17 protein-coding genes and 1 pseudogene are annotated in these 21267 nt (G+C 62.9%); 11 read left to right on the top strand and 7 right to left on the bottom strand.

Annotated elements, in window-relative coordinates; genetic code table 11:
* Positions 1 to 46 precede the first annotated feature (46 nt).
* The 3 genes from DFR72_RS11600 to DFR72_RS11590 all read right to left on the bottom strand — a co-directional run bounded on the left by DFR72_RS11600 (position 47) and on the right by DFR72_RS11590 (position 1855).
* The gene (locus DFR72_RS11600; RefSeq protein ID WP_211335390.1) at positions 47 to 352 is read right to left on the bottom strand and encodes an integrase core domain-containing protein; all 306 of its coding nucleotides are present in this window, start codon (positions 350 to 352) and stop codon (positions 47 to 49) included.
* Entirely contained in the window at positions 330 to 1493 is a 1164-nt protein-coding gene (locus tag DFR72_RS11595) for a pentapeptide repeat-containing protein (RefSeq protein WP_170176230.1), read from the bottom strand. The genes DFR72_RS11600 and DFR72_RS11595 overlap by 23 nt, the downstream gene beginning before the upstream one ends.
* A 110-nt stretch (positions 1494 to 1603) precedes the next feature.
* On the bottom strand, positions 1604 to 1855 hold the full coding sequence (locus tag DFR72_RS11590; RefSeq protein WP_090062722.1) for a hypothetical protein: 252 nt from the start codon (positions 1853 to 1855) through the stop codon (positions 1604 to 1606).
* A gap of 745 nt (positions 1856 to 2600) precedes the next feature.
* On the opposite strand from DFR72_RS11590, the gene DFR72_RS11585 reads away from it, so the two are divergent.
* The 4 genes and pseudogenes from DFR72_RS11585 (at position 2601) to DFR72_RS11570 (ending at position 7352) form a co-directional block, all read left to right on the top strand.
* A complete protein-coding gene (locus DFR72_RS11585; protein WP_090062724.1) occupies positions 2601 to 4472 on the top strand; it encodes a DNA/RNA helicase domain-containing protein in 1872 nt (623 codons plus the stop codon).
* Between the two features lie 43 nt (positions 4473 to 4515).
* Positions 4516 to 5943, top strand: a complete 1428-nt coding sequence (locus tag DFR72_RS11580) for an EVE domain-containing protein (protein ID WP_143086569.1) — start codon at positions 4516 to 4518, stop codon at positions 5941 to 5943.
* Positions 5944 to 6213: 270 nt separating this feature from the next.
* Positions 6214 to 6354 (top strand): annotated as a pseudogene (locus tag DFR72_RS47870) (hypothetical protein); the annotation flags it as partial.
* A 17-nt stretch (positions 6355 to 6371) separates the two neighbouring features.
* Positions 6372 to 7352: a restriction endonuclease gene (locus DFR72_RS11570; protein WP_170176229.1), complete on the top strand. Its 981-nt coding sequence runs from the start codon at positions 6372 to 6374 to the stop codon at positions 7350 to 7352.
* A gap of 186 nt (positions 7353 to 7538) precedes the next feature.
* Here DFR72_RS11570 and DFR72_RS46830 read toward each other — a convergent pair whose 3' ends face one another.
* On the bottom strand, positions 7539 to 7649 hold the full coding sequence (locus tag DFR72_RS46830; protein ID WP_245982816.1) for a cyanase: 111 nt from the start codon (positions 7647 to 7649) through the stop codon (positions 7539 to 7541).
* A gap of 148 nt (positions 7650 to 7797) precedes the next feature.
* Here DFR72_RS46830 and DFR72_RS11555 point away from each other — a divergent pair, with 148 nt between their 5' ends.
* The 3 genes from DFR72_RS11555 to DFR72_RS45480 all read left to right on the top strand — a co-directional run bounded on the left by DFR72_RS11555 (position 7798) and on the right by DFR72_RS45480 (position 9437).
* Positions 7798 to 8196 carry a hypothetical protein gene (locus DFR72_RS11555; RefSeq protein WP_090062732.1) on the top strand — a complete coding sequence of 133 codons (399 nt, stop codon included), beginning with the start codon at positions 7798 to 7800 and terminating at the stop codon, positions 8194 to 8196.
* Positions 8197 to 8376: 180 nt separating this feature from the next.
* The gene (locus DFR72_RS11550) at positions 8377 to 8769 is read left to right on the top strand and encodes a hypothetical protein (protein ID WP_090062734.1); all 393 of its coding nucleotides are present in this window, start codon (positions 8377 to 8379) and stop codon (positions 8767 to 8769) included.
* Positions 8742 to 9437, top strand: a complete 696-nt coding sequence (locus tag DFR72_RS45480) for a hypothetical protein (RefSeq protein WP_170176228.1) — start codon at positions 8742 to 8744, stop codon at positions 9435 to 9437. Before DFR72_RS11550 ends, DFR72_RS45480 begins: the two co-directional genes overlap by 28 nt.
* 243 nt (positions 9438 to 9680) lie before the next feature.
* Here DFR72_RS45480 and DFR72_RS44945 read toward each other — a convergent pair whose 3' ends face one another.
* The gene (locus DFR72_RS44945) at positions 9681 to 11687 is read right to left on the bottom strand and encodes an NACHT domain-containing protein (RefSeq protein WP_143086570.1); all 2007 of its coding nucleotides are present in this window, start codon (positions 11685 to 11687) and stop codon (positions 9681 to 9683) included.
* Between the two features lie 607 nt (positions 11688 to 12294).
* Positions 12295 to 13740 (bottom strand): recombinase family protein, encoded by a 1446-nt coding sequence (locus tag DFR72_RS11540; protein ID WP_245982814.1) that lies wholly within the window; start codon positions 13738 to 13740, stop codon positions 12295 to 12297.
* A gap of 794 nt (positions 13741 to 14534) precedes the next feature.
* Here DFR72_RS11540 and DFR72_RS11530 point away from each other — a divergent pair.
* Positions 14535 to 15347: an NPCBM/NEW2 domain-containing protein gene (locus DFR72_RS11530; protein WP_245982811.1), complete on the top strand. Its 813-nt coding sequence runs from the start codon at positions 14535 to 14537 to the stop codon at positions 15345 to 15347.
* Between the two features lie 838 nt (positions 15348 to 16185).
* Here the strand turns inward: DFR72_RS11530 and DFR72_RS45475 are convergent.
* Positions 16186 to 16746: a hypothetical protein gene (locus DFR72_RS45475; protein WP_143086571.1), complete on the bottom strand. Its 561-nt coding sequence runs from the start codon at positions 16744 to 16746 to the stop codon at positions 16186 to 16188.
* Positions 16747 to 17257: 511 nt separating this feature from the next.
* On the opposite strand from DFR72_RS45475, the gene DFR72_RS47700 reads away from it, so the two are divergent.
* The 3 genes from DFR72_RS47700 to DFR72_RS46295 all read left to right on the top strand — a co-directional run bounded on the left by DFR72_RS47700 (position 17258) and on the right by DFR72_RS46295 (position 21094).
* A complete protein-coding gene (locus DFR72_RS47700) occupies positions 17258 to 17911 on the top strand; it encodes a hypothetical protein (RefSeq protein ID WP_342768641.1) in 654 nt (217 codons plus the stop codon).
* A gap of 159 nt (positions 17912 to 18070) precedes the next feature.
* A complete protein-coding gene (locus DFR72_RS47695) occupies positions 18071 to 18304 on the top strand; it encodes a hypothetical protein (RefSeq protein ID WP_342768640.1) in 234 nt (77 codons plus the stop codon).
* A 1425-nt stretch (positions 18305 to 19729) separates the two neighbouring features.
* Complete coding sequence (locus tag DFR72_RS46295; RefSeq protein WP_177224484.1) at positions 19730 to 21094, top strand: MFS transporter; 1365 nt, start codon at positions 19730 to 19732, stop codon at positions 21092 to 21094.
* The last annotated feature ends 173 nt before the right edge of the window (positions 21095 to 21267 follow it).

Raw genomic sequence — 21267 nt, 5'->3', positions numbered from 1 at the left:
GACGACGTACGGATCCACAGCCTGGCTCTCTGGTCGGGTGATCAGGTCATGGCGCTATATGGCGCAGCGCTCGATGTGGTCGCCGGTGGTTGTAGTGGGCGAGGTAGCGGTTTAGCACTGACGTCAGGTGCCGCTCGTTGATGATCAGCAGCCGATTCGTGAGCTCGCGCCTGACGGTGCCGACAAAGCGTTCCGCGTAGCAGTTGGACCGCGGACATTGCGGTGGGATCTTCAGAACGTCGATGCCGGCGTCCGCGAGAACGGGATCGAACGACGTCGTGAACTGGCTAGCCCTATCACAAACCAGGAAATAAAACTCGCTGGCCTGCTCACTTCGAACTGCGCTGCTCATTGACTTTATCTCGTAGGTCCGCGGGGAGTTCTGCCAGATCGTCAATTTGCGCTTCCAGTAGCTGGTCAACGGTTAGGTCTTGCACTGGCGCTGACCTACCTGACTTGGCCGTAGCCAACCGCGCTCCGTTGAGTCGCGCTCTTGTCAACTTGGCATCTTTCAAGCACGCACCACCGACGTCTTCGCTCAGGTATCGCTCCCTGCTGTGAAACCCCTTCGAAGCAAGCTTCACCCGGCCGCTTATCCAGCCGCCCGCCAAATTCGCCTCGTCGAGACGCGCGTCAACTAGATAAGCGCCTTCGAGCGATGCCCCTGCCAGGTCGGAACGACTCAGATCCGCCCGAAGCAGGTGCGCACCCTTCAAGTTAGCGAGAAGCAGTCGCGCGCCTCTCAGTTCCGCCCCACCCAAATTAGCCTGTTCCAGCTCGGCACCGATGAGATCGGATTCGGACAGACCAGCACCGACTAGCCATGCGTGCTGTAAGCGAGCACCTCGCAGGTGGGAGTCCTTAAGGTCTGCCGAAGACAGGTTGGCAAACTGTAGCCACGCCCGCGTAAGATACGCACCTTGCAGTCGAGCCCATCGCAAGTCAGCACCGCGAAGGTCGGTATTGGAAAGATCAATATATCCAGATTCGGGACGCACTGGACGACGCACTAAAACGGTCAGCGCCGCCTGTACATCGGTCCTCGGACGCGGCTCTGACTCAACCTCAGCATCCACATCGCCACTCTTCGAGACAATTTCGATAGCGGCATTCTCGCGAATAAATGCGGCCAGTACGGCGACAACTGTGGCATGATCAGCCTCAGACTCGCGCATCAGATGATCCAGCGCGTAGATACCACCGAGACGCTCGGCAAGCTTTTCCGAAGCTAGCTGAGCTATCGCTTTGGTGTACCTGTCGGTCAGCTGACCGCGTTTCGATAGAAAGTACGTACGCGCAGTGAATCCTAGCCCAACTAATACCGCACTGCCACCAGTGGCTGCAAGGAGAACTTGACGAGTGGCATTAATCGCATCCGCTCGCTCTTTACCCAAAAGCTTATCTTGCCCCACTGTAGCCCACTGCGATATAGGGCCAAGCACGACGACTAGAAATCCGAAGACCATAAGGATTCCCAGCATCACTAGCAGCACTCGCAATACCGCCGAGATTGTCGACCGATAGCTTGCGCGGATCGCCGATGGGCTAGCATCTCGACCAGGCTTTGCGCGGCGATTCTGCCACCTTATTAGACGCTTGATCATCAGATTCCCCAGCTCGGGATAACATTCGCCGCGACTAGGCGCACAAGGCCGAGCAGCGAGACCAAGAACGTGCCGGAGCTGGTCAACATCAGTCCGACGAGGAGCCGCCGTTGCCGGCAGTGCTTCTGGAAGCAGAGGTCGGCCCGTTTCTCATGGATCTTGTGGGTGTAGGCGGCACGGCCATACGCCTCACGAACCTGCACAAGCAGTAGATCGCCGCTGGCACCGTCCGGAATTGGCTCCTCGCTCACCTTCTACCCTCCGTCCCTGCCGACCAAGCGCACGGCGACCACGAGTCAGCCGAGGCGGATCGAACACGGGTTCGATTCTGCGCCGCAGTCTGCGACCGTTCAAACCGACGCGCCGGAGAGCCGTCTACAGCGCGTGTCCGACCACAACCAGGTCTGCGATCTTGTACCGCTCGAAAGTGATCACTGCAGGTAAACCTGTGTAGGTCTCCGCCCGTGTCTCTGTCGTTGCCAGTACGCGAGGTGAAGTAGCCGTCGGGACGAGGTGCCGCCTCACACGTCCCGTCTCCCGATATTCCGGTTTACGCAGGCAGCTCCCCAAGCTTGACACCGTGAGGCCCGTCCCACGCGCAACCGCTGCGGAACGGGCCCACACCTCAACGGGACGGCGGTCCTACTCGTGTCCGGGGAGGGCTACGTAGGTGAATAGTGTGCGACTTCGTCCTCGGACATCGGAGTTGATCAAGCGGATGAGGAGTTTTCAATCCTCATCCGCTTTTTCGTTCATGGCGTCTACCGCTGGGCGCGTGGACCCGCTATCGAGCACACATCTCGACGCAATGCGGATTCCGCGCCATTTCGGACAGCGTCAGCTCACGGTCTGAGCCCGCTGAAGAGCAACTACAAACCAACCATGGATCAGGTCGAATGCCGGCTCCCGGACGGCCGGCTCACTGGCCGCCCATGCACAGGATCCTTCGGCCGTCCCGCCACAGCTTGAACTGTGGTGATCTGGTAGCTCTAGATCATGTACGTCTTCGGGGGAACGGTCAGCGGCGCACGTACCGCCATGCAGGAGTCACTCGATGGCTTCATCGACGGTTGTGTCGCCGAGTTCGAGCGGACGAGAGCCGAGGAGCTCAGCAAGTCGGAGAAGGCCAGTTGGCGCAACAGCTGGCCCGAGCTGCTCGGCGCGCTGACGCGGGCTGGGCTCGGCGACTTGCGCCTGTTCCTCGAGTACGAGTTGCCAGGGACCGGTCAACGCGTGGACGCGCTGTTGCTGGGCGCGCGCGAGGATGGCGGGCTTGCCGCGATCGTCGTCGAGCTGAAGCAGTGGGACAGCTGTGAGTGGGCCGACGCGCTGCTGGTCGCCGTCAAGGGACGTGAGTACACGCACCCGTGCCGCCAGGCTGCCGGGTACGTCGCCTACTTCGCCGACTGGCTGGACCATCGGGCGCTCCGTCTCCAGTTCCGTGCCGTCGCCCTGTTGCACAACGCACCACCCGCGACCGTCGAACAATTCCGCGACGCGGTACGTACGAGCGAGGGCAGCCGCGATGTGGCGTTGCTCGGCCGAGCCGACATCGAGGAGACCGCCGGCCCCGCGACGTTGGCCAAGGCGCTCCTGTCCAACGACCTGGCCGCACCGAGCGACGAGGCTGTCGCGCGATTTCTGGCAGCGCCGCATGCGCCCTCGGGACGCGTGTTCGACCGGCTGGCGGCGGTTCTGGCGGGCCAGCCGTCCTTCACTCTCGTCGGGGCCCAGCAGGACGCACAACTGCACGTGCTCGGCAGGATCGGTAAGGCTGTGCGCGACCGACGCAAGGCCTCGCATCTCGTCGTGGTCCGGGGAGGGCCGGGCACCGGCAAGACAGTCATCGCCGCACGGCTGCTCGCGGACATCCCGAGAATGTTCCGCGGGGTCGAAGCCCGCTACCTCACGCCGTCGGGAACCCTGCGGTGGCAACTGGAACGGGCAGCCGCTGACCCCGCAGCCAAGGGCCTATTCGGCAACCTGCAGACCTACCTGGGCAAGCAGCGGCCCACGGTAAGGGAAGTTCTGCTCGTCGACGAGGCACAGCGCATGAAGCGCGGAAACCGGTGTGTCGAAGGGCTGCTGGACCGCACCTCGGTGGTCGTGCTGTTCCTCGACGAACGGCAGATCGTCAACCCCGGTGAGGGCTTCACCGTCGAGGAACTGAAGCAGCAGGCTCACCACCTGGGCGCGCGGTTCACCTCGTTCGACCTGACCAGCCAGTTCCGGTGCGGCGGCTCGCAGCCCTACCTCCGCTGGCTCGAAGGGCTGCTGTTCGACCAGACGCATCCTCAGTGGCACGGCACCGACTACGACCTCGGCATCGCGGCCGACCCAGGCGAGCTGGCGCGCTGGGCCGACGAGCACGTCCGCGGCGGCCACAGCGTGCGGATCACCGCAGGCTTCTGCTGGCCATGGACGAAGAAACCACGCGGCCGCTCACTGATTCCAGACGTGTCGATCAGCTGGACTGATCCGGCCGGCGCGCGGCGCAGCTGGGTCCGGCCGTGGAACGCGTTCGACACGCACCGCGACGGTGCGATGGTTCTCGCGCCGCGCAAGGAGTACTGGGCCACGGATGCCGGCGGCGAGAACCAGGTCGGCTGCATCTACACCTGCCTGGGACTCGAGTACGACTACGCCGGCGTGATCATGGGACCGGACCTCGTTCGCCGTGGCGACAGCTGGGTGGCTCGCCCCGAGTACAGCCACGACCCGGCGCTGAAAGACGTGAGTCCTGGCGAGTACCTCCGGCTCGCAGCGAACACCTACTGGGTCCTGGCCAGCCGCGGAGCCAGAGGGTGTCGCCTGTACTCCACCGACAACGACACCCAGGCCTACCTGCACGCAGTGCTCGGCCGGTGACGCGCGCCCGAAATTGTCGGTGCCCGTCCCTATTCTCGTGATCATGACCAACGCCCAGCTCGTCTTGCAGCCCCGCGGCGGCTCGCGGCACAACGGGCCGCAGAACTTCGAGCGGTCCGTCCGCCGCGGGGTCCGGATCTCCGACATCGCGTCCGAGCTCGGCGACGACCTCGCCGCATTGAGTCGGCTGTTCCCGGACGGGATTGCCAGGCTGTGGGGCTCCACCCCCACCGCGTCGACCGGCAACGCCAAGGCCGTCGCATTGCGGAACCGGCGAGCGGGCGACCGGATCCTCTTCTACGCCGACATGGGTTTCCTCGCCGAAGCCACCATCCTGCACGTGTTCCGCAACGCGGACGTTGCGAGGGCCGTGTGGGGCGCCGACGAGGAAGGCGCGACCTGGGAGCACATCGTCGCGCTCGGCGACGTCCAGGAGTACGAGCCAGCGATCCCGGCCGACCGCGTGTTGACACCGCTGGGCCTGTCCGCGCCGCTGCGCAGCATCACGCTGATTCCCGCGGACCGGCACGCACGCCTCGGCGAACTGCGAACCGAACAGGCGACTCAGCCGCGGTACTGGCTCCTGCAGTGCAACCCGGCCGTGTGGGACGTCTGGGCCTGGTATCAGGACAACACGATGGAACTCGACCGGTGGACTGTCGCCATCCACCACCAGGACCTACGGCCCGGCGACCGCTTCGCGTTCTGGATCTCCGGCGCGGCCGCCGGCGTCTACGGACTGGGCGAGATCACTTCAGCGGTCCACCGCACGACCGACTTCGACTCCTACTGGAAGGAGCAACCGCCGTCGGAGGCGGACGTTGTCGACCTGCGGTTCGACCGCTACCTGTTCGACGCACCGATCACCAAGCAGCGCCTCCAGTCCGACCCGGCCTTCGCGCGGGCGAGGATCCTGCGGATGCCCGGCGGCGCCAACCCGTTCCCGCTCACTCCGGCCGAATGGCACGTGCTCGAGGCGAGCGCGGCCCGCGGCCGGACGAACCGCCCGCGCCGCTCCGAGACCGTGCTGACCTCCCGGCCGGTCGGTGACGTTCCCGAGGACACGACGTCGAGCAACAACGGCGGACCGCGCACCGTCACCTACCCCGAGGCGAGGCTGATCAAGCAGTACAGCGAGTTCCTGGGACGGGAGTTGCGCTGTCTCGTGGGCAGGCTGCCCACGGGCGAGGAACTCGTCTGCGACGTCTTCGACGACCGGCAGACGATGATCATCGAGGCCAAGGCGTCCACCAGCAGGCAGGACGTCCGCATGGCCATCGGCCAACTCCTCGACTACCAGCACCACCTGCGACCCGACGCGAGCCTCGCGGTTCTCCTTCCCGCCCGGCCAGCGCCGAGCCTGATCGACCTTCTGAAGGCCACGGGGATGGAGCTGATCTATTGCGAGGACGGAACCTTCCACTCGACGCGAACGCCGCTGACCGCTCAAGGAGCTCCAGTTGAACGATGACGCCTACCGCGAGCGCGCGAGACCGTTGCTGAGTCCAGGCCAGGTGCACTCGAGGGACGAGGTGCTGGCGCGCGATTCGGCCATCCCAGCCAGGCCTGGGGTCTACGCGTGGTACTTCGACGAACTACCACCGGGTGTCCCCCGCTCAGGGCTGCATTGCCGGCGCGTTCGGCACGCTGCTCTACGTCGGAATCGCACTGAAGCTCCCGCCGTCGAACGGCCGGGCCTCCGAGCAGGCAGCACCTCCGCCAACGCGTCAGGTACCACTTCCGAGGCAACGCGTACGGCTCCACGCTCCGCTTGACCCTGGGATGCCATTCGTCAGCAATCGTTCGACATGACTCGCCTCGTACATCGACAAACTACCTCAGACAGCGCAAAGCCAGCGCCACATTTCCGATCGAGCGCTAATCAAAGGAATGTTCTCCATGAGCACTAAGGCGGAAATCGAGTCGGAACTCGAAAAGTGGATCACCCAGCGAGTGACGACAGAGCCTTCACTACTTTCCGACCTTAGATTTCCCAATGACGAAATGCTTGAGCTTTACTTGACGACTATCGGCGATCGCGACGAACTCGAAGTTCGGAGGCTAGTGATCGCCATGCTGTTCCAGCCACGCGCCACCTACTCCGATCGCCAAATGCACGAAATATACCGCAGGGAAATTGAGCTTCATGGAAGCCCGGAAGGTACCAGAAGCTACTTTAAGGCACTGGAGGAGAGTCCACATTTCCAGCGAGTCCTTGCATATTACGAAAAGGAAGGACCCGAGCCACGAGAAGGAATTAAATGGATAGGACAGCTACTTCCCAACCATCCTCGACAGGCGATCCAGGCGTTAAACGCATACTTCGACGCGTACTTGCGACACATTTCGGATGACGAGATTCACGGCCTTTCTGACATCGAGGCGATTATTCGCGCTAAGTACATCGGCATTCCGGAAGCAGTCAACGATCGCAGGAAGACGTTCTTCGACATCAGTCCACGCCAATTCGAACGCCTCATCGAGGAACTCTACCGAGACCTTGGCTACCAAACTTCTCTAACACGCGCAAGCCGAGATGGCGGCCGCGACATTGAAGCAAAGCGCGAAGAAATGGGGCGTCGCGAGTACTTGCGAATCGAATGCAAACGCAAGTCAGGCAACGTCGGCGTACGCGACGTGCGGAACCTACGAAGCGTTGTGGAGAACTCATCCGGTGCATCGAGTACCATCTTTAACGGGCCAGTCAATAAAGGGGTTGTGGTATCGGCTTCCGGGTTCACAAATTCGGCTCGACAAGAATTCGCCACTGATGCAAGAATGGAGCTAGTGACGGGGAACGAACTGGTGGTCCTGCTGAATGAGCACATGGGTTGGACCTGGCCAGCACGAGTGCACGCAATCACTGCTGAGCGGCCCTGACTACAAAGTGTCACACCTGCCCCGCATACGACGGTTGAGGTGCACAACCTCGACGAGTATCAGCGTCTTGCCAACCTCGCTCGGCGAGTGCTCGAGGTCTGAGTGAGTCTGCTGTTCCCTGCCTCCCGTACGTTGGCCTTCAGCTAGGGCGAAACACTCGAACAGCCCGGCCGCGTCGCTCATCGACTACTTCCGGAAATCGCTCACGATCTCATCGCCGAATTGCTCGTGGATCAGTTCCTTGATCGTCGGCCCGTAGACCTGCAGCACCTCGTAGATCGTCGGACCGACCGGCACCGCGGTCGCCAGCGCATGTCGAGCTCCCGCTCGACGCTCTCGGGCAGGCGGTGCCGGTCGGTGTCGTGCCTCAGTGACCTGCAGTCTAGCCACGCGCGCATCTTCTGGTTGTGGAAGCCAGCCGTCCTACCAGGACTACGCTCTTTCAATGATCGGTGAGTCCTACCCGCGGGCGTACGAGCACCTCCGCTCCGCCCTGAACGCCAAGGCAGAGTTGAACACCTTCTGGAGCGAGCTTCTCGACGACGAATTCCTCGACCAGGGCCTGGTCACGGAAGCTGACGGCACCGGCTGCCTCACCGTCTACGCAATGTGGCCGTACGACGCCCGAGAGGAACTCACAAAGTTCTTCCGGACTTTCATCAACGAGCTGTGGGGGTGCCTGGACACACTGGTCATCGAGTCGGCCGAGAACTTCTCGGTGCAACAACGATTGCAAGCCTCCGAACGCCCAGGTTCTTTCCCATCGCCGACTCGCAGGAGTCGTTGGAGAAACTGCTCGACGAGTCCTGCCTCGACGGCGTCCTCGCGACGCAAGCACAAGTGATCATCGACTGCCAGCCGTTCCGAACGGAACCGGACCACGAACGAGTGCAGCTCTTCCGGTCAGGCCTGAAACAGTTTGCTCGACTGGACGCAGAGCCTCGAAGAAGGTGCACAGGTAGGGGCATGGGCCACGCCTGTTGAACCACAGATCTTCGTACCCACCCCGGGACGACTGCTCAGCTTGCAGCCCGCCGAGGCGGGCGAGCTCATCGACGTCCTGGAGGTCGCCCACTTCCGAATCGACAGTTACACGCAGGACACAGACCTCAGCGGCGCTCCAGGAACCCACATCGACCTCGTCTTCGCGGACGGCTACAGGCCCATTTCTCCGGAAGACACCTTCAGCGAGCGCGTCGATTTCGTCCTCGACGTGGTGATCCGGTTCGCGTTGTCGTTCGAGTGGCTGGCTGCACAGGTTCCTGACGCACGCACGCTCACCGGCTCGCAGGAACGCGCACCGGTGTGGCGAGACGGGACGCTGTCCCACGACGGTGGACAGAAGAAGAGCTCGAGCAACTCGCACAGTCCGACATTGGCGTCGGCGTCGTGCGCGGAACCGAAGACCGCACCCTGATCATTCGCACCACTCAAGGGATCTTCGAGCGCACGATCCCACCACCAGCACCTCTGCATCGCCACGCCAGTCACGGGGCCGCAGCCGAGCTCGCGATCCAGGACGCCGCAGCGACTTGGGGACTCCCCGACTTCGTCATGTCCCCGATGGTCGAGCGGAAGGGGCGCGAGGTTCGCGAGATCAGCGACGGCGTGATCATCACCGGTACCCGAGGTCTCATCATCCAAGTCAAAGTTCCGCGACACCCAACCCGCAGACACCGCCAAGGAGACCAGCTGGCTGAACAAGAAGATTGTCGCCGGCCACAAGCAGTGGAAGGCCCCGCGCGCCGTCTGTCGAGCAAGACCAAGACGATGACCAACGGCCGCGGCAGACAGGTCACAATCGATGGCCCGACCATCATCTGGACCGGAGTGGTCATCATCGACCACCCATCCCCTCCCGCCGGCATGCCGCATGCGGACCTCTCTGGCCGCGTCCCCACCGTTGCGCTTCTCAGGCAGGACTGGGAGTTCCTCTTCGACCAGTTGCGGTCGTCGCACGCCGTTATCACGTACCTCGCCCGCGTCGCTGGCACGTCCGGAGCACTCGGAGAGGAACCCTGGCGATACTCGTGGATGACTCCGCCGAGACGGTCTTGCCGATCTACGCCGAAGCGTTCGATCTGATCGGGTTCGAGAGGCTGGGGCCGGACCCCGCAAGGCTGCCGCGCCGACGAGTGATCGGTGGGTGCGGTGCTCGTTGTAGTGCCGCTCGTACTCGCGCAGCGCGTGCCGTAGGCGGGTCTGATTCCAGATCAGCGTGCGGTCCAATAGTTTGGTGCGAAGGGTCTTGCCCAGCGTTCGATGACGGAATTCATGCGGGGAATCCGGACACCAGCCAGCAACGCTGAGCCGGCCCAATTAGCAGGACTACTTAGCATACGAATCCGCCAAATAGTCTCGCAGACTCTCATGACGAAACTGATAAGACGCCCCAGATCGACGCAGAAGTCCACGATGATGGGCGTCGTCGAGAAAACTCAGGAAATGCCATGGCACACGTCTCCAGGCAAACAGCAGCAAAACAATCAAGAACCGACCACCACGCCCTCTTGACACCGCAGCCACAACCAGAACCAATACGAACACACAAAGCAAGCCCCACGACCAACCCGAGAAATAAATTGCAAGCACGACTAGTACCAACATAAAAGAAGAAGAAAACAATAGAGATCGCAGATCGCTTCTTAAAGACTTCGACGAGTCGGTTAAATCATCCCTAGTCACAGCATGAACAAAACTGTCTTCTATCCCGTAAATCACACCCCCTACCACACCAACGAACAGCAGGGATACCGTGCTAAAAAGCAATGAGTAGACGGCCACATGTCCGACAGTTCCGCCTTTGATTATACCCGCAACCACACCTATAAATGCCGAACCTAAAGCCAGTCTTCGGGACTTCTTCACATTCAACCAAAAGGATAGAGCAAACTTTTTCGGAGCGAAGTGAAAGCCATGCACGTCAGGGCGATTACCGCCAGCTTCGAATCCCGCCGCTCCACCAATCGCACCAGCCAGCGAAATTGACCACCATTCAGGATAGATGGCCGTCACAAGAGTCGCCGCGAGAAACATTAGCGATATACCTAGAATGCCGCGAAAGAGCCTAGATGGCATCACTTCTTCCAGTCGCCACCATGAGATCTCCGCCACGCCTCGCTTGCGCATTCCGTGAGCGATAAATTGCAGCCATTGACGATGATTTAAAATCCTATCTGCGCCAGCCCATCGTGGCTCACCTGCCTTCCCGGCCTTCTCCAGATCGCGATAGACTTCGGCCAAGTATGTATCAAATATGCTACTTCGAAAGCTTTTCTTATCCCCTAGCGCTTGGTCCCAATTGACATCTGGATCTCGCGCAAGAACGCCCACAAGATAGATCGAAAGCGGAGTGCGCGCGTCCTCTATCCGATCCAGGACCTGAGCCCATTTCCCTGCACCCGCCGGCGCGGCAGTGGTGAGATAATTTTCGGCGACCTCCCGCTCCACCGCACCCAACTCAGCTACCAACGCACGAGGGAACGGCTTGCCATGTGCTTCAACTGCATCAGTGAACTCTTTAGTCCTCGACGTCAGCACGAATGGTCTAGTAGATCCAAATTCCTCGCTTATCATCCTGATTGCCTTGACGTGACTTCCGATGGGTAGCTCATCAAATCCGTCAAGGACTGGCAGAACCAAGCCCCTAACCATAAGATCACGAACAATCTGTGTGTCGTCAACAAATTCTGCTAGTCGATCACGCAGCCAATCTCCTAGGCTATCTCTGAATGGATCCCAAGACGCCAGCTGGAGAAGCACTGGCACCGGTCTATCGTCGACAGAACGCCGTTCAGCTATGCCAAGTGCGAGCAACAACGCCGCCGTGGTCTTCCCGGACTCCGCTGGACCAAGTAAAATAAACTGCTTACGCGGAATTCGTTCCATGAGTTCCGCAAGTCGAGTGACGTCACCTGACTGCAGAGCCTTTTGCCTGTTACGCACAGAGTTCTTGCGACCGAAGACGCTATTAGCGCCAGCTGCGATCCGTCCAGATACGGCAAGTACCGGTATTCGCATAGGTGGAGTATCCCGTAATCCGCGTTGGCGCACCTCGTCACTAAGGTAACTGATACTGGCACGGCGCAACGCACCGGCCGCGTCCGCAATTTGCTCGCTTCGCAGCGGCTGGGCGGTGGCTAAATTCGCCGTTGCGCGTTGACGTCTCAGATCCACGAGGAGCATTCCGATCGTCAACAAACCTACCGCCGACCAGACGGCGTACGGCCACCAATCCTCCTTGACAGTTACCGTGTTTGTCGCCATGTTGCTGGCCAACGCTAACGCCACCGCAATTATTGACGCCAAAATGGTGAAGATAGATGGACGTCGCACAGCTAGGATCCTCCTCAATCATTGACTACAGCTGAGTGTTGATCGCTCGGCTTCGTGTCGCCGTTACCTCGACGACAGTTCGCACGTGCGCAGCGGTGCCAACCGCACAGACGTTCCAGTTCAGCATCAATGGTGAGCATCCTGGCGCGCCTTAGACAACTACATGCTGATCACGGTCGAAAACGCTAAATGGCCTGGCTCTGCAGCGGTGTTGTCTGCCAGCAGTCCGTCTCCGATCGGGCATGTTAGGGGTGCCAGATCGGAGACCTATGGTCTGGCCTTCATGGCGGCAGCAGGCTGCGTCAAGGCTGCTATGCCGCAACGGCCGTCCCAGAGCGGAGTCCCTTACCGGGCTCGACAGGGATGTCCACGGGGTCGGAGACGGGACAGAGAGGGCTGTCCCGCAGCCTGCACAGGCACATCTGCTAGTAGCGGGTGCGAGCGCAACGTTTAGGCCCGTCCCACGTGGACCATGTGGGACGGGCCTACGAGAGACCGTGCGGGCCAGATAGCTACTCCCGACCACGGAGCGCTACATGGGTGAATAGTGTGCGACTCGGACACGGAATTACCCCACGTGAGCTATTTTCCCAGTGGGGTAATTGCTTTATAAGGGCACTTTTGGCGTCCCCGATCCCCAATCCAACGCAAGCGCCGCTTGCGTTGGACGTTGAATTTGCACGTGATTTCGACTGGTCAGCCAGGGCCTTAGTCTCAGATCAGACCCTACGCAGGTGATTTCTATCTGTAGCTCGTGGAGTTGTGCTGTCGGATCAGGCTCCGGATTGTGCCCGCGCTCAGTGATCAGTCTCGGGAGCGTCTGAAGCACGACGTCCTCGCGGACGTAGGTGTTGGCCGGCTTATCCGGAGGCCGGGTCGACGCGCTGTTGAAGCCGTGGCGGCACCGGTAGGCAGGCCTGCCGTGCACCCAATGAGCGTCCATCCTGCGGTCACACACCCCACATACGATCAGACCAGCCAGCGCGTATCTGCGTGTCCCGCCGTCTTTGGCCGGTCTTGGCGCCCTGATCCGATGAACCGCCACGAAGGTTTCATCGTCGACCAGAGGCTCATGCGAGAGCTTCTCGGACACCTCCCACACCGTGACCGGGTTGCGGGTCACCCGGCCCGCGGCACGACCACCCCGCCGGCCTCCAGGTCCCCTCCCCCGCGTGCCATGCCGATTCCACACCTGCCGGCCCGTATACCGCGGGTTATCCAGAATCGCCGCGACCGCAGTCACCACCCACCGCGCGCCCGTCCTGTGCGAGTTGCGCCCTGGGTCGGCACTCGACGGACATGGCACGCCGCGGTTATTCAGCTCGCGGGCGATCGACGCCAGCGCACGACCACCCGCACGCTCACGGAACATCCACCGCACCCACGGCGCGGTCACAGGATCCGGCGCCAGCACCTGCAACCGCCGACCCCACTCGCTATGCCGGGCATTTGGATGCGCGCCACCGTCGACCAGGCGGTACCCGTAAGGCGGACGGCCGCCCAGGAACCGGCCCTGCTGACTGGCCTGCGCCCGCATCGCCGCCAGCACACGCTGACGAGCACGGGCCACCTCCCGCTGAGCCTGCGCACCAAGCAACACCATCAACGCCTGATGAACCGGGCTGTCCAGTTCGACCGGACCGCCAGCCTCGGGTAACCACACCGCGACGCCCAGCTTCTTCAACCGCGAGACCACATCGCGGAACTGGTCTCCGTAGAAAGCGCGCTCGTATTCACCGATCACCACAGCGTCGAACACACGGTCCGACCGGGCAGCCGCGGCGAGCAACGCAGACGCCTCAGGACGGTCCCACCACGACCAACGACGTGACCTCCCCACGTCAAAGAACTCCACAACCACAGAACCGACACCATCGATCAACTCATCAGACACCGCCCGCTGCCACGCTCGCGAGGTCTGCGGATCCTGAAACTCACTCGTCGACATCCGGCCATAGAACGCGAACCTCACACCCGCCTCGGGCACCGACGTTGCCACCGCTCGGTGGTTTGCCACCACAGCCAGCAATTCGACATTCGTCAGCACGGTCATCATCAGCTCCTCAGGTCAGAGCCGAGACCGCAGACCCACGGGCGCGTGACGAGCCCCGGCTCACGTCCACCCAAACAGCGCAGTCCGCCATTTCCGGACTGTTCTTCGCCGACATCGGGCACGAGGTCCCGACCGCACTGATGGCCAGCCCGGTCACCGGCACCCTCGCGCCCGCCCCAACGCTCGGGCTGACCGAGGGCATCTGCATCGGATAGGCGGCGCAGGCCGGTTCGTCGGTGGTCCCCTTGGCCGACGATGTCGGGCGGCACCGCCGCCTGGCGGTCGGCGGCTACACCGCCACTGGCGAGCTGTCCTCGCTGATCGGCACCTGTCGGCGTACTGCGTTGTTTGCTCAGCCGTGTACGGGTGACGAACGTACCCAGCATCGTCGTTCGAACAATCACCCTCCGGACGGCGCCCTGTGAGCCGACGCCGCCAGCGTCCCCTCATGCCGATGAGCGGACGAATTCTGAGCGTTGCCGCACCGCCAGCCACGCGCCGAAGCTCACAACCTGCACGGATGTATTTTCGGCACTCATAGGGTTCGCGCCGCAGAATCGCGGTAGCCGTCCGGCACTCGTCGCGCCCCTCAGATCCGCACCACGCGTAAACGCAAACGGAGATCCGAGCGCCACTTCACGAATTCCAGGCCATACGAACAAAGTCAGTCGCCGGCTTGTAACGCATCCGAAGGCGCCACGATCAAATCAGTCATGACAACGACGCCGCCCACGCAGAGCCAAGGTGCCGGTCACGGAAGGTGGATCCTCGCGGGATGCGGGACGATTGCCGACGTGGCGGCCCTGGTCACCCTGGTCAAGCAGGGCGCGGAGTTGATACCGGTGACGGTGGTGTGCGTCGCGTTCCTCGCAGGTGTCGCAGGCCTACTCGCTCCGCCAAAACCCGTGAAGGCAGCAGGGATCATCCTGTTGGTGGGCAGCCTCATCGGCACGGCGTTCCTGTTCAGCGAATCCGCTCAGGGCACTGGCCGCAACAACGCGGCCGGTCCCACCGACGCCGCTCCAGCTGTCGGCCCCAGCACCAGTCAAACGCTGACCGGCGACCGTACGACGCCCGTCTCTGAGTCGCTTGTTCCAGACACGACCACGACGACCACCACTACCAGCACTGCGGCGTCAACGCGATCCACAGGCTCTCCGCGCGGTGCCGGTGGCTCGTACGAGCTGACGGCCTACGAGCCAGTGTCGTTCGGTAACGGGCACAGCTCCGTGAACTCGATCAGCATCGGAACCGGACCGGATCCATTTCCGAGCAGCATCAAGGGTTACTACTCTTCGTCGGCCTCTGACCCGAACAACCGGAGAACGTGGCTCACTGGCGGAAAGTGCACCAGGCTGACCGTGTGGGTGGGCAAGGACGCGGCCTCGTCCAAGACTGGTGGAACCGGGCGGTTCGCCGTCAAAGCGGAGGATGTGGAGATCGCATCCAGACAGGCGACCATCACCGACGCGCCTCAGCAGATCGACGTCGACATCACCAGCGTCATCCGCTTGACCTTGCTCGACACTCGTAGCGGCCAGGACGCCAACAACGCTTGGGGTACTCCCCAGGTGCAGTGCACCTCACCTCCTGGCAAAGCAAAGTAGTGACACGGGCACTCACGGCGCTATCGTCGCCGTGAGTGCCCGGCGGGATCTACCGGCGGAACGTCAGTCAATCCAGTTGGCGACGGGCCTGGTCGACATCGATCCATGGACAGTTCACAGCTCTAGCATCCGTCAATGGCAACTGATTTGCCCACGCACGCGCACATCCCTCGGCTGGGGCGTTCGGGGAGTAAGCGGGAGTCCTCAACGTGACAACTGCTCACCGACCAGATCCGGGCCCGGGCCCGGGCCACCCCCACATCCTGACCACCCGCAGCAACCTCGCCTACTGGCGGGGGAAGTGTCGAGCCCTACATCCGATTGATGCGCGACCAGCATGCCAATCGACGCCGCATCGCGCGGCGGGAGCGTGCCGCGCTCTCGACACCGCTTGGAGATCAACCAGACGCAGTTGTACACGGCTCCGGCGGTCCAACGCACTCTCATGCCGCCGAGCGCGCTGGCGTCATCGAACGGCGGTTCAGGTTGATGTGCGGATAGGGCTCCATAAGCCACCTGAGTGGCCGGGCTACGCCAACTCGTCCTCCAGACACCGGCACTCGTGATCGCGGAGGCGCTCGGCTTGCACAGCAAGCACGTCACCCGAATCTAGGCCGATGCAGGTGGCGTCTGGAAGACCTACACCCCCGGCGATCACAGCAGGCTCGGGCAGTCCCACCCACGTCGTGTCGTGCGAAGGCTTCGAGATCCGCTCGAAGACCGCACATCTTGATGTAGTCCGCGGTCCACTGGGCACCTCGAGCAAGAACGCCGCTGAAGGTGTGACACGTTGCCCGGTGCAGGACCAAGTACGACGGCCTCGGCGTACGCTCGGCGTTCAGCACATATAGAACCGAGTGCACATCCAGCCAACGCTGGTAGCCGGGATCGTCATCCACGAACCTCTCACCTGACCATCATGCTCGCCACTGCTACCGCTGACGCTCATCCCTTCAGGCCCCTCAACACTCGGCGGTTTGGATGACCCACGAGCGTCACCCGTCGACATTGCGTCCCAGAGCGAGTAGAACGCCGAGCGGGAAACAGGCGAGAGACCTGGTTCAACAAGGTCGAGTGGCTGATCCGTGAGCCCGCCGACATCGTCCTCCACACGCCGCCACCAGTAGCAGTGAGCAACCCCGGACGGACCTAGTTCAATCTGCTTGATGGCCATTGTCTCGCCATTGACCGCGATGGCCTCCCACAGCCAGCGAGATCCTTCCTCGACCAAGCCTTCACGGTCCACGTACTCGTAGTACTGACGAGGTTCCGAGCTCTCCTCCAACGCCCGATACCACGCGACACTTGCCCGGAACGCAGCTTCAGTCGCCGCCGGCCAGCTCCGCTGCGCCGACAGACACCGGTAGTACGCCTCCACGTCCGCCGGAAACTCGATCACGATCGGAGTATGCCAGCGGCGCAGAGCGTCGCTCTCAACGCCGAGCATGCACGCCGCCTCAGGCGGAACCGAGCCGATCAGCCTAGGAAACACGCAGCGGAAGCTCCACACGCATTGAACAGGCAAAAACGTCCTCAAAGGACCCGCGTCGACCTGCAAGAATCCTGATCTTGCAGGCGGCACGCCCACAGCGCCAGAGCTCACACCTAGCAGCTCTGACTCGTCGTCACCTCCGGTTTGATCGCACCAGGCGACGTAGGCAGGCCGCCGCACAACGACCTGTCCATTGGCGTCATCCGCTGCCCGCACAGCCAACGCTTGGCCGATCCATCCCAGCGATTCGCCAACCGTCGAGCGTCTCTCCTGCCACGCAAGCGCAGAGCCAGGACGAGCCCCACGATGATGGTGCTCCATATTCCCGCCGGTGCCGCGAGAATGGACGGCAGGCACGACGTTCAGAGCTAAGCCTCACTCGCGTCTCACACCGGCTGACACAGCCTTGAGGCGCACCATGAGCACTAACACCGACACACTCCAGGCAGCGCGGCTACTTCTCAGTCGGCTCGGTCTCTCGCCCGAAGATCTTCTCCGAGAGCCCGCACAAGTCCCCACCTTCGCCGAGTACATACCCAAAGTCGCCCTCGCTGCCGGCCCAGGAGCACGTCGCACCTACTCGACCTACTGGGCACAGATCATCGCCGCGTTCGGAGACAGGGGACTCGATCAGTGCGACGCCACCGACATCGAGATCCTGATGCGCCATACCATGCGAACGCGCATCCTTCGCCGTACTGACCGCGGCGGCCACAGCACAGGCGAGCATCTCCTCGCCGCGATGCGCACGATCTACACACACGCGATTCGCGACGAACTCCTTCCGCTGCAGAGCAACCCCGCCGCAGCCATACCGAAACCCAGCCGACAATGCTCCCTGCGCAGAGCACTCACCAACCCGGAACTGGCCGCGATCAACGACATCGCCGCCACGACAGGTAACGACACTCCACTCGACACACTCATCCTGCGACTGCACACACCGAGACCGCCTGTCGCCGCGGCGGTGCACTGGCACTCCGCGAGGACGACGTCGATCCTCAATGGTGCCTGCTTCGCCTGCGGGAAAAGAACAACACGATCCGCTGGCAACCCGCCAGCCCCACCCTGATCGGTGCCCTGCATCCACCACCGCGATCAACGCGGCACCGGCAGGCCCTCACCTGGGCAACTGCTTCGCTACCACGACGGAACACCGATCACCAGCCGCCGCTACGACGGACTATGGCGCCGAATCGGCGACCACCTGCCATGGGCAGCCGTGCAAGGCGTGTCCACCCACTGGCTTCGGCACACCACCCTCACCTGGGTCGAACGCCACTTCGGCCACGCCATAGCCCGCGCCTACGCCGGCCACCACGACCACCCCGACGACAGCACCAGCATCTACACCCGCGCACAACTCCCCGAACTCGCCACCGCACTCGCCACGCTCACCGGCGAACCCCACCCACTCACGCTCGAACAACCAGACACACACCCGCCTGCCGACCGCACGAGGTGAGCACCATGACTGACTCGCCTACCCCACTATTCGTCCCACCCTGCTCACCGCAATATCCAGCGCTACCCGCGGCCGTCCCCATACCCAGCCGGTCCCCGCTGCCTCTGAGCCCTCTCTGCACATGACAATCGCGAAATCGACCACTCCGGCCGAGTTCCTGCAACCGACCTACTCACTGTCTTGGGCTGGAACACCGGCGACCACACCTACACATCGGTAGTCGCCGACGCCATCATCGTCCACAAAGCACGTGACGAACGGCCAAGCTGGCCGATCGATTTACGACGACAAGTCCTCATCCCGGCAGGTGCCCAAGCGCACTTCAACCTTCACGCGGGCGACGGCCTACTTCTCGTCGCACTCCCCCTACCCGGAGCAGCGCTGCTGGTACATCCGATCGCGGCGGTCACGTCCATACTGACCGCGCACTACGCCGTCTCCGGCGACCTAGCAGGCACGTACCTACGATGGCCACGAGCACCACGAGAGCGATCAGGCTGAGCATCGACGTCGCGGCCATCACCGCACTGCCGGTCGCCGAACGTTCCACAGCGGTTCGGCGGCAAGCAGTTCCAGCGCTCGACGCTCGAGGTTCACGGCTGAGGCGCGATCGGCTGTGCACGCCCAGCTCACATACAGGTCAACCGCGTCGATCGCCGACCGAGCCCAGCTCCGTGCCGTACTTGGCTTACCCGCTTCAAGATCCGCGAGCCGATCACGTATCCAACACGGGTCCGCAACCGCCCGGTTGAAGGCAGCTTCACCCAAGCCACTCACCGCGGCCTTGCCACTCGCGTAGACGGCAAGGCGTCCTCGAAGTCCTCGACCATGGCGTTCTCCAGCCATGCCCACATACACCACCGGACCAGCTGCCCCAGTTCGAGCCAAATAGACACCAGGGCATGTCGGCGCATGAGCGACAGCATCGGCGAACCTAAGCCACTCAGACCAAGCGGCGAGTAAGGCGAGCTCCACAAACACCCTCTAACGGTTTCACATCCTGATCGAGTAGAGCATAGGTAACGAGCGGGCTCGCGTAGATGGTCGCGCAGTGCCGGTCCGACCCAGAAATCCGATCGGCACCAGCGAGCAGGCGACACGACCGAATCTGACAGCTCCGGACGCACGCTCATGCCGATGAGCGGACGGTCGGCGCTACCACAGGGACCGCGATGGCGGTTGCAGCTCTATCGTTCGTTGTGCTGCATCCATCGGACGGTCTTGTTTGCGGAGGTGGTCGATGGAGCGATCTTCGCTCGCGCGCCAACAGCTCATCGAACGCACTGGCCAGAAATAGGCCCAAGCGCGGTGCAGGCTGGTTGCCGATCATTCGTGAACTCTGTCCGCATTCGCAGTGGCGGGCGTTCGCCGACGGGCCCGCCGGGTGGACGGCCGCCCGGCCGGGATGGCAGCAGGGAGGACAGCGTGCGCCACGTCGAGCAGAATTGGACGGACATGCGGCCGAGCCGCTCATTGATGCCGTGGCGGAGGGTGCGGATGCAGGAGGCGAGCGAACTGGCCGCCGAGGCTGAGTCCACCGGCGCGGCGTCGCCGCAGCCTCCTGGCAGGCACGATCTCGCCCTGCTGGCGGTCGGTGCTGGACTTTCCAACGCGAGTTCGATGCTCACCCTCGTCGGTCTCACCGTCCGGCTGTACGATTCTGGTCCGGGTGCCGTTGCCATCATGTTCGCGGCAGGCACGGTCGGTGGCGTTCTCGGTACCCCCATCGGGGGCTGGCTCGTGGACCGCTACCGCAACCGGCCGCTTTACGTGTGCATCCTGGTCGCGCAGGCAGTGACGTTGTCCGCGCTGGTCGCGGTCGCCTCGGTACCCGCCGCGATCATCGCCGGCCTGGCGATCATGGGAATGCTCGGCGCGATGGCCACGACCTGTACCTCCGTGCTCGTCGCGAGGATCAACGCCGAGGACGACGGTGTGCGCGGGTTCTCGTGGGTCAGCACCGCCCGCACAGCAGGAGCCATGGCCGGAACGCTGCTCGGTGGCGTGGTGGCCGCAGGACCGGGTCTCGAGGTCGCGCTGGCGATCGACGCCGCGGCGTCCTTCCTGCAGGCCTTCCTCATCTCGCGCATCCGCACCGACCGCGACCCTCGGGTGCACGACCGCTTCGCGGGCACGTCGCGCCGCTCGCTCGCCGGGCTCGCGCAACTGGGCCGGGACAGGGTGCTGACCGTCCGGCTGGTGGCTCACGTCGTGACGATGACGGCGATGACGATCGCCCTGGCGAACGAGATCTTCCTCGTTACCGGGGTGATGCGGCAGAACGAGGTGGTCTACGGAGTCGTGGTCACGTGCTGGGGCATCGGCGTCTTGGCGGGTGCCGTGGTGACCAGGCGGCTCAAGGGCATCGACGCGTTGCTGCGCGCGTACCTCATCGGCACCGGCGTGATGGCGGCGGCGTTCGCGGTGACAGCTCTGTTCCCCCATCCCGTCGTCAACGCGATCGCGTGGATCACCTGTGGCGGCTGCGCGGCCGTTCAGAACATCACCCTCATGGCCTTGGTGCAGAAACGCACCCCGGAGGCCTACAAGGGCCGTGTCTACTCGGCGGCCGGCACTACTCTGATCATCGCGAACACCGTCGGCTACCTGTCAGCCGGCCCGGTGATCGCGCTGGCGGGACCGAGGAACACCCTCTTCATCGCCGCGGCCCTGATCGTCCCGGCGACACTGGCGATGGTGGTCGTCGTCTTCCGCGAACGCGTCGGGAGCGAGCCCGCGACAGCTGCCGAGACCGAGAACACCTCCGCGACGAAGAACGGCGCGACCTGACCAGTCTTCAGCTACCGCACCGCATCGGACAAATTCACGCCCATCACCCTGTGGGGTGCCGAAACATGGCTCAACATGCCTGACCTGCGGATCACGCTGCTGCAGGCTCGTACTCGTTGATCAAGCCGCCAAGCACTCGCCGACGACGTACGGATCTACATCCTGGCCCTCTG

The organism is Lentzea flaviverrucosa, assembly GCF_003350445.1.
GTDB classification, from domain to species: Bacteria; Actinomycetota; Actinomycetes; order Mycobacteriales; family Pseudonocardiaceae; genus Lentzea; species Lentzea californiensis.
This window is presented reverse-complemented; position numbering and strand designations above follow the sequence as displayed.

What these genes read in the sequence shown, in the direction of transcription:
- DFR72_RS11600 (WP_211335390.1), bottom strand. Translation starts at nt 352, where the DNA reads ATGAGCAGCGCAGTTCGAAGTGAGCAGGCCAGCGAGTTTTATTTCCTG.
- DFR72_RS11570 (WP_170176229.1), top strand. Translation starts at nt 6,372, where the DNA reads ATGAGCACTAAGGCGGAAATCGAGTCGGAACTCGAAAAGTGGATCACC.
- DFR72_RS11580 (WP_143086569.1), top strand. Translation starts at nt 4,516, where the DNA reads ATGACCAACGCCCAGCTCGTCTTGCAGCCCCGCGGCGGCTCGCGGCAC.
- DFR72_RS11555 (WP_090062732.1), top strand. Translation starts at nt 7,798, where the DNA reads ATGATCGGTGAGTCCTACCCGCGGGCGTACGAGCACCTCCGCTCCGCC.
- DFR72_RS47700 (WP_342768641.1), top strand. Translation starts at nt 17,258, where the DNA reads ATGAGCACTAACACCGACACACTCCAGGCAGCGCGGCTACTTCTCAGT.
- DFR72_RS11585 (WP_090062724.1), top strand. Translation starts at nt 2,601, where the DNA reads ATGTACGTCTTCGGGGGAACGGTCAGCGGCGCACGTACCGCCATGCAG.
- DFR72_RS11540 (WP_245982814.1), bottom strand. Translation starts at nt 13,740, where the DNA reads ATGACCGTGCTGACGAATGTCGAATTGCTGGCTGTGGTGGCAAACCAC.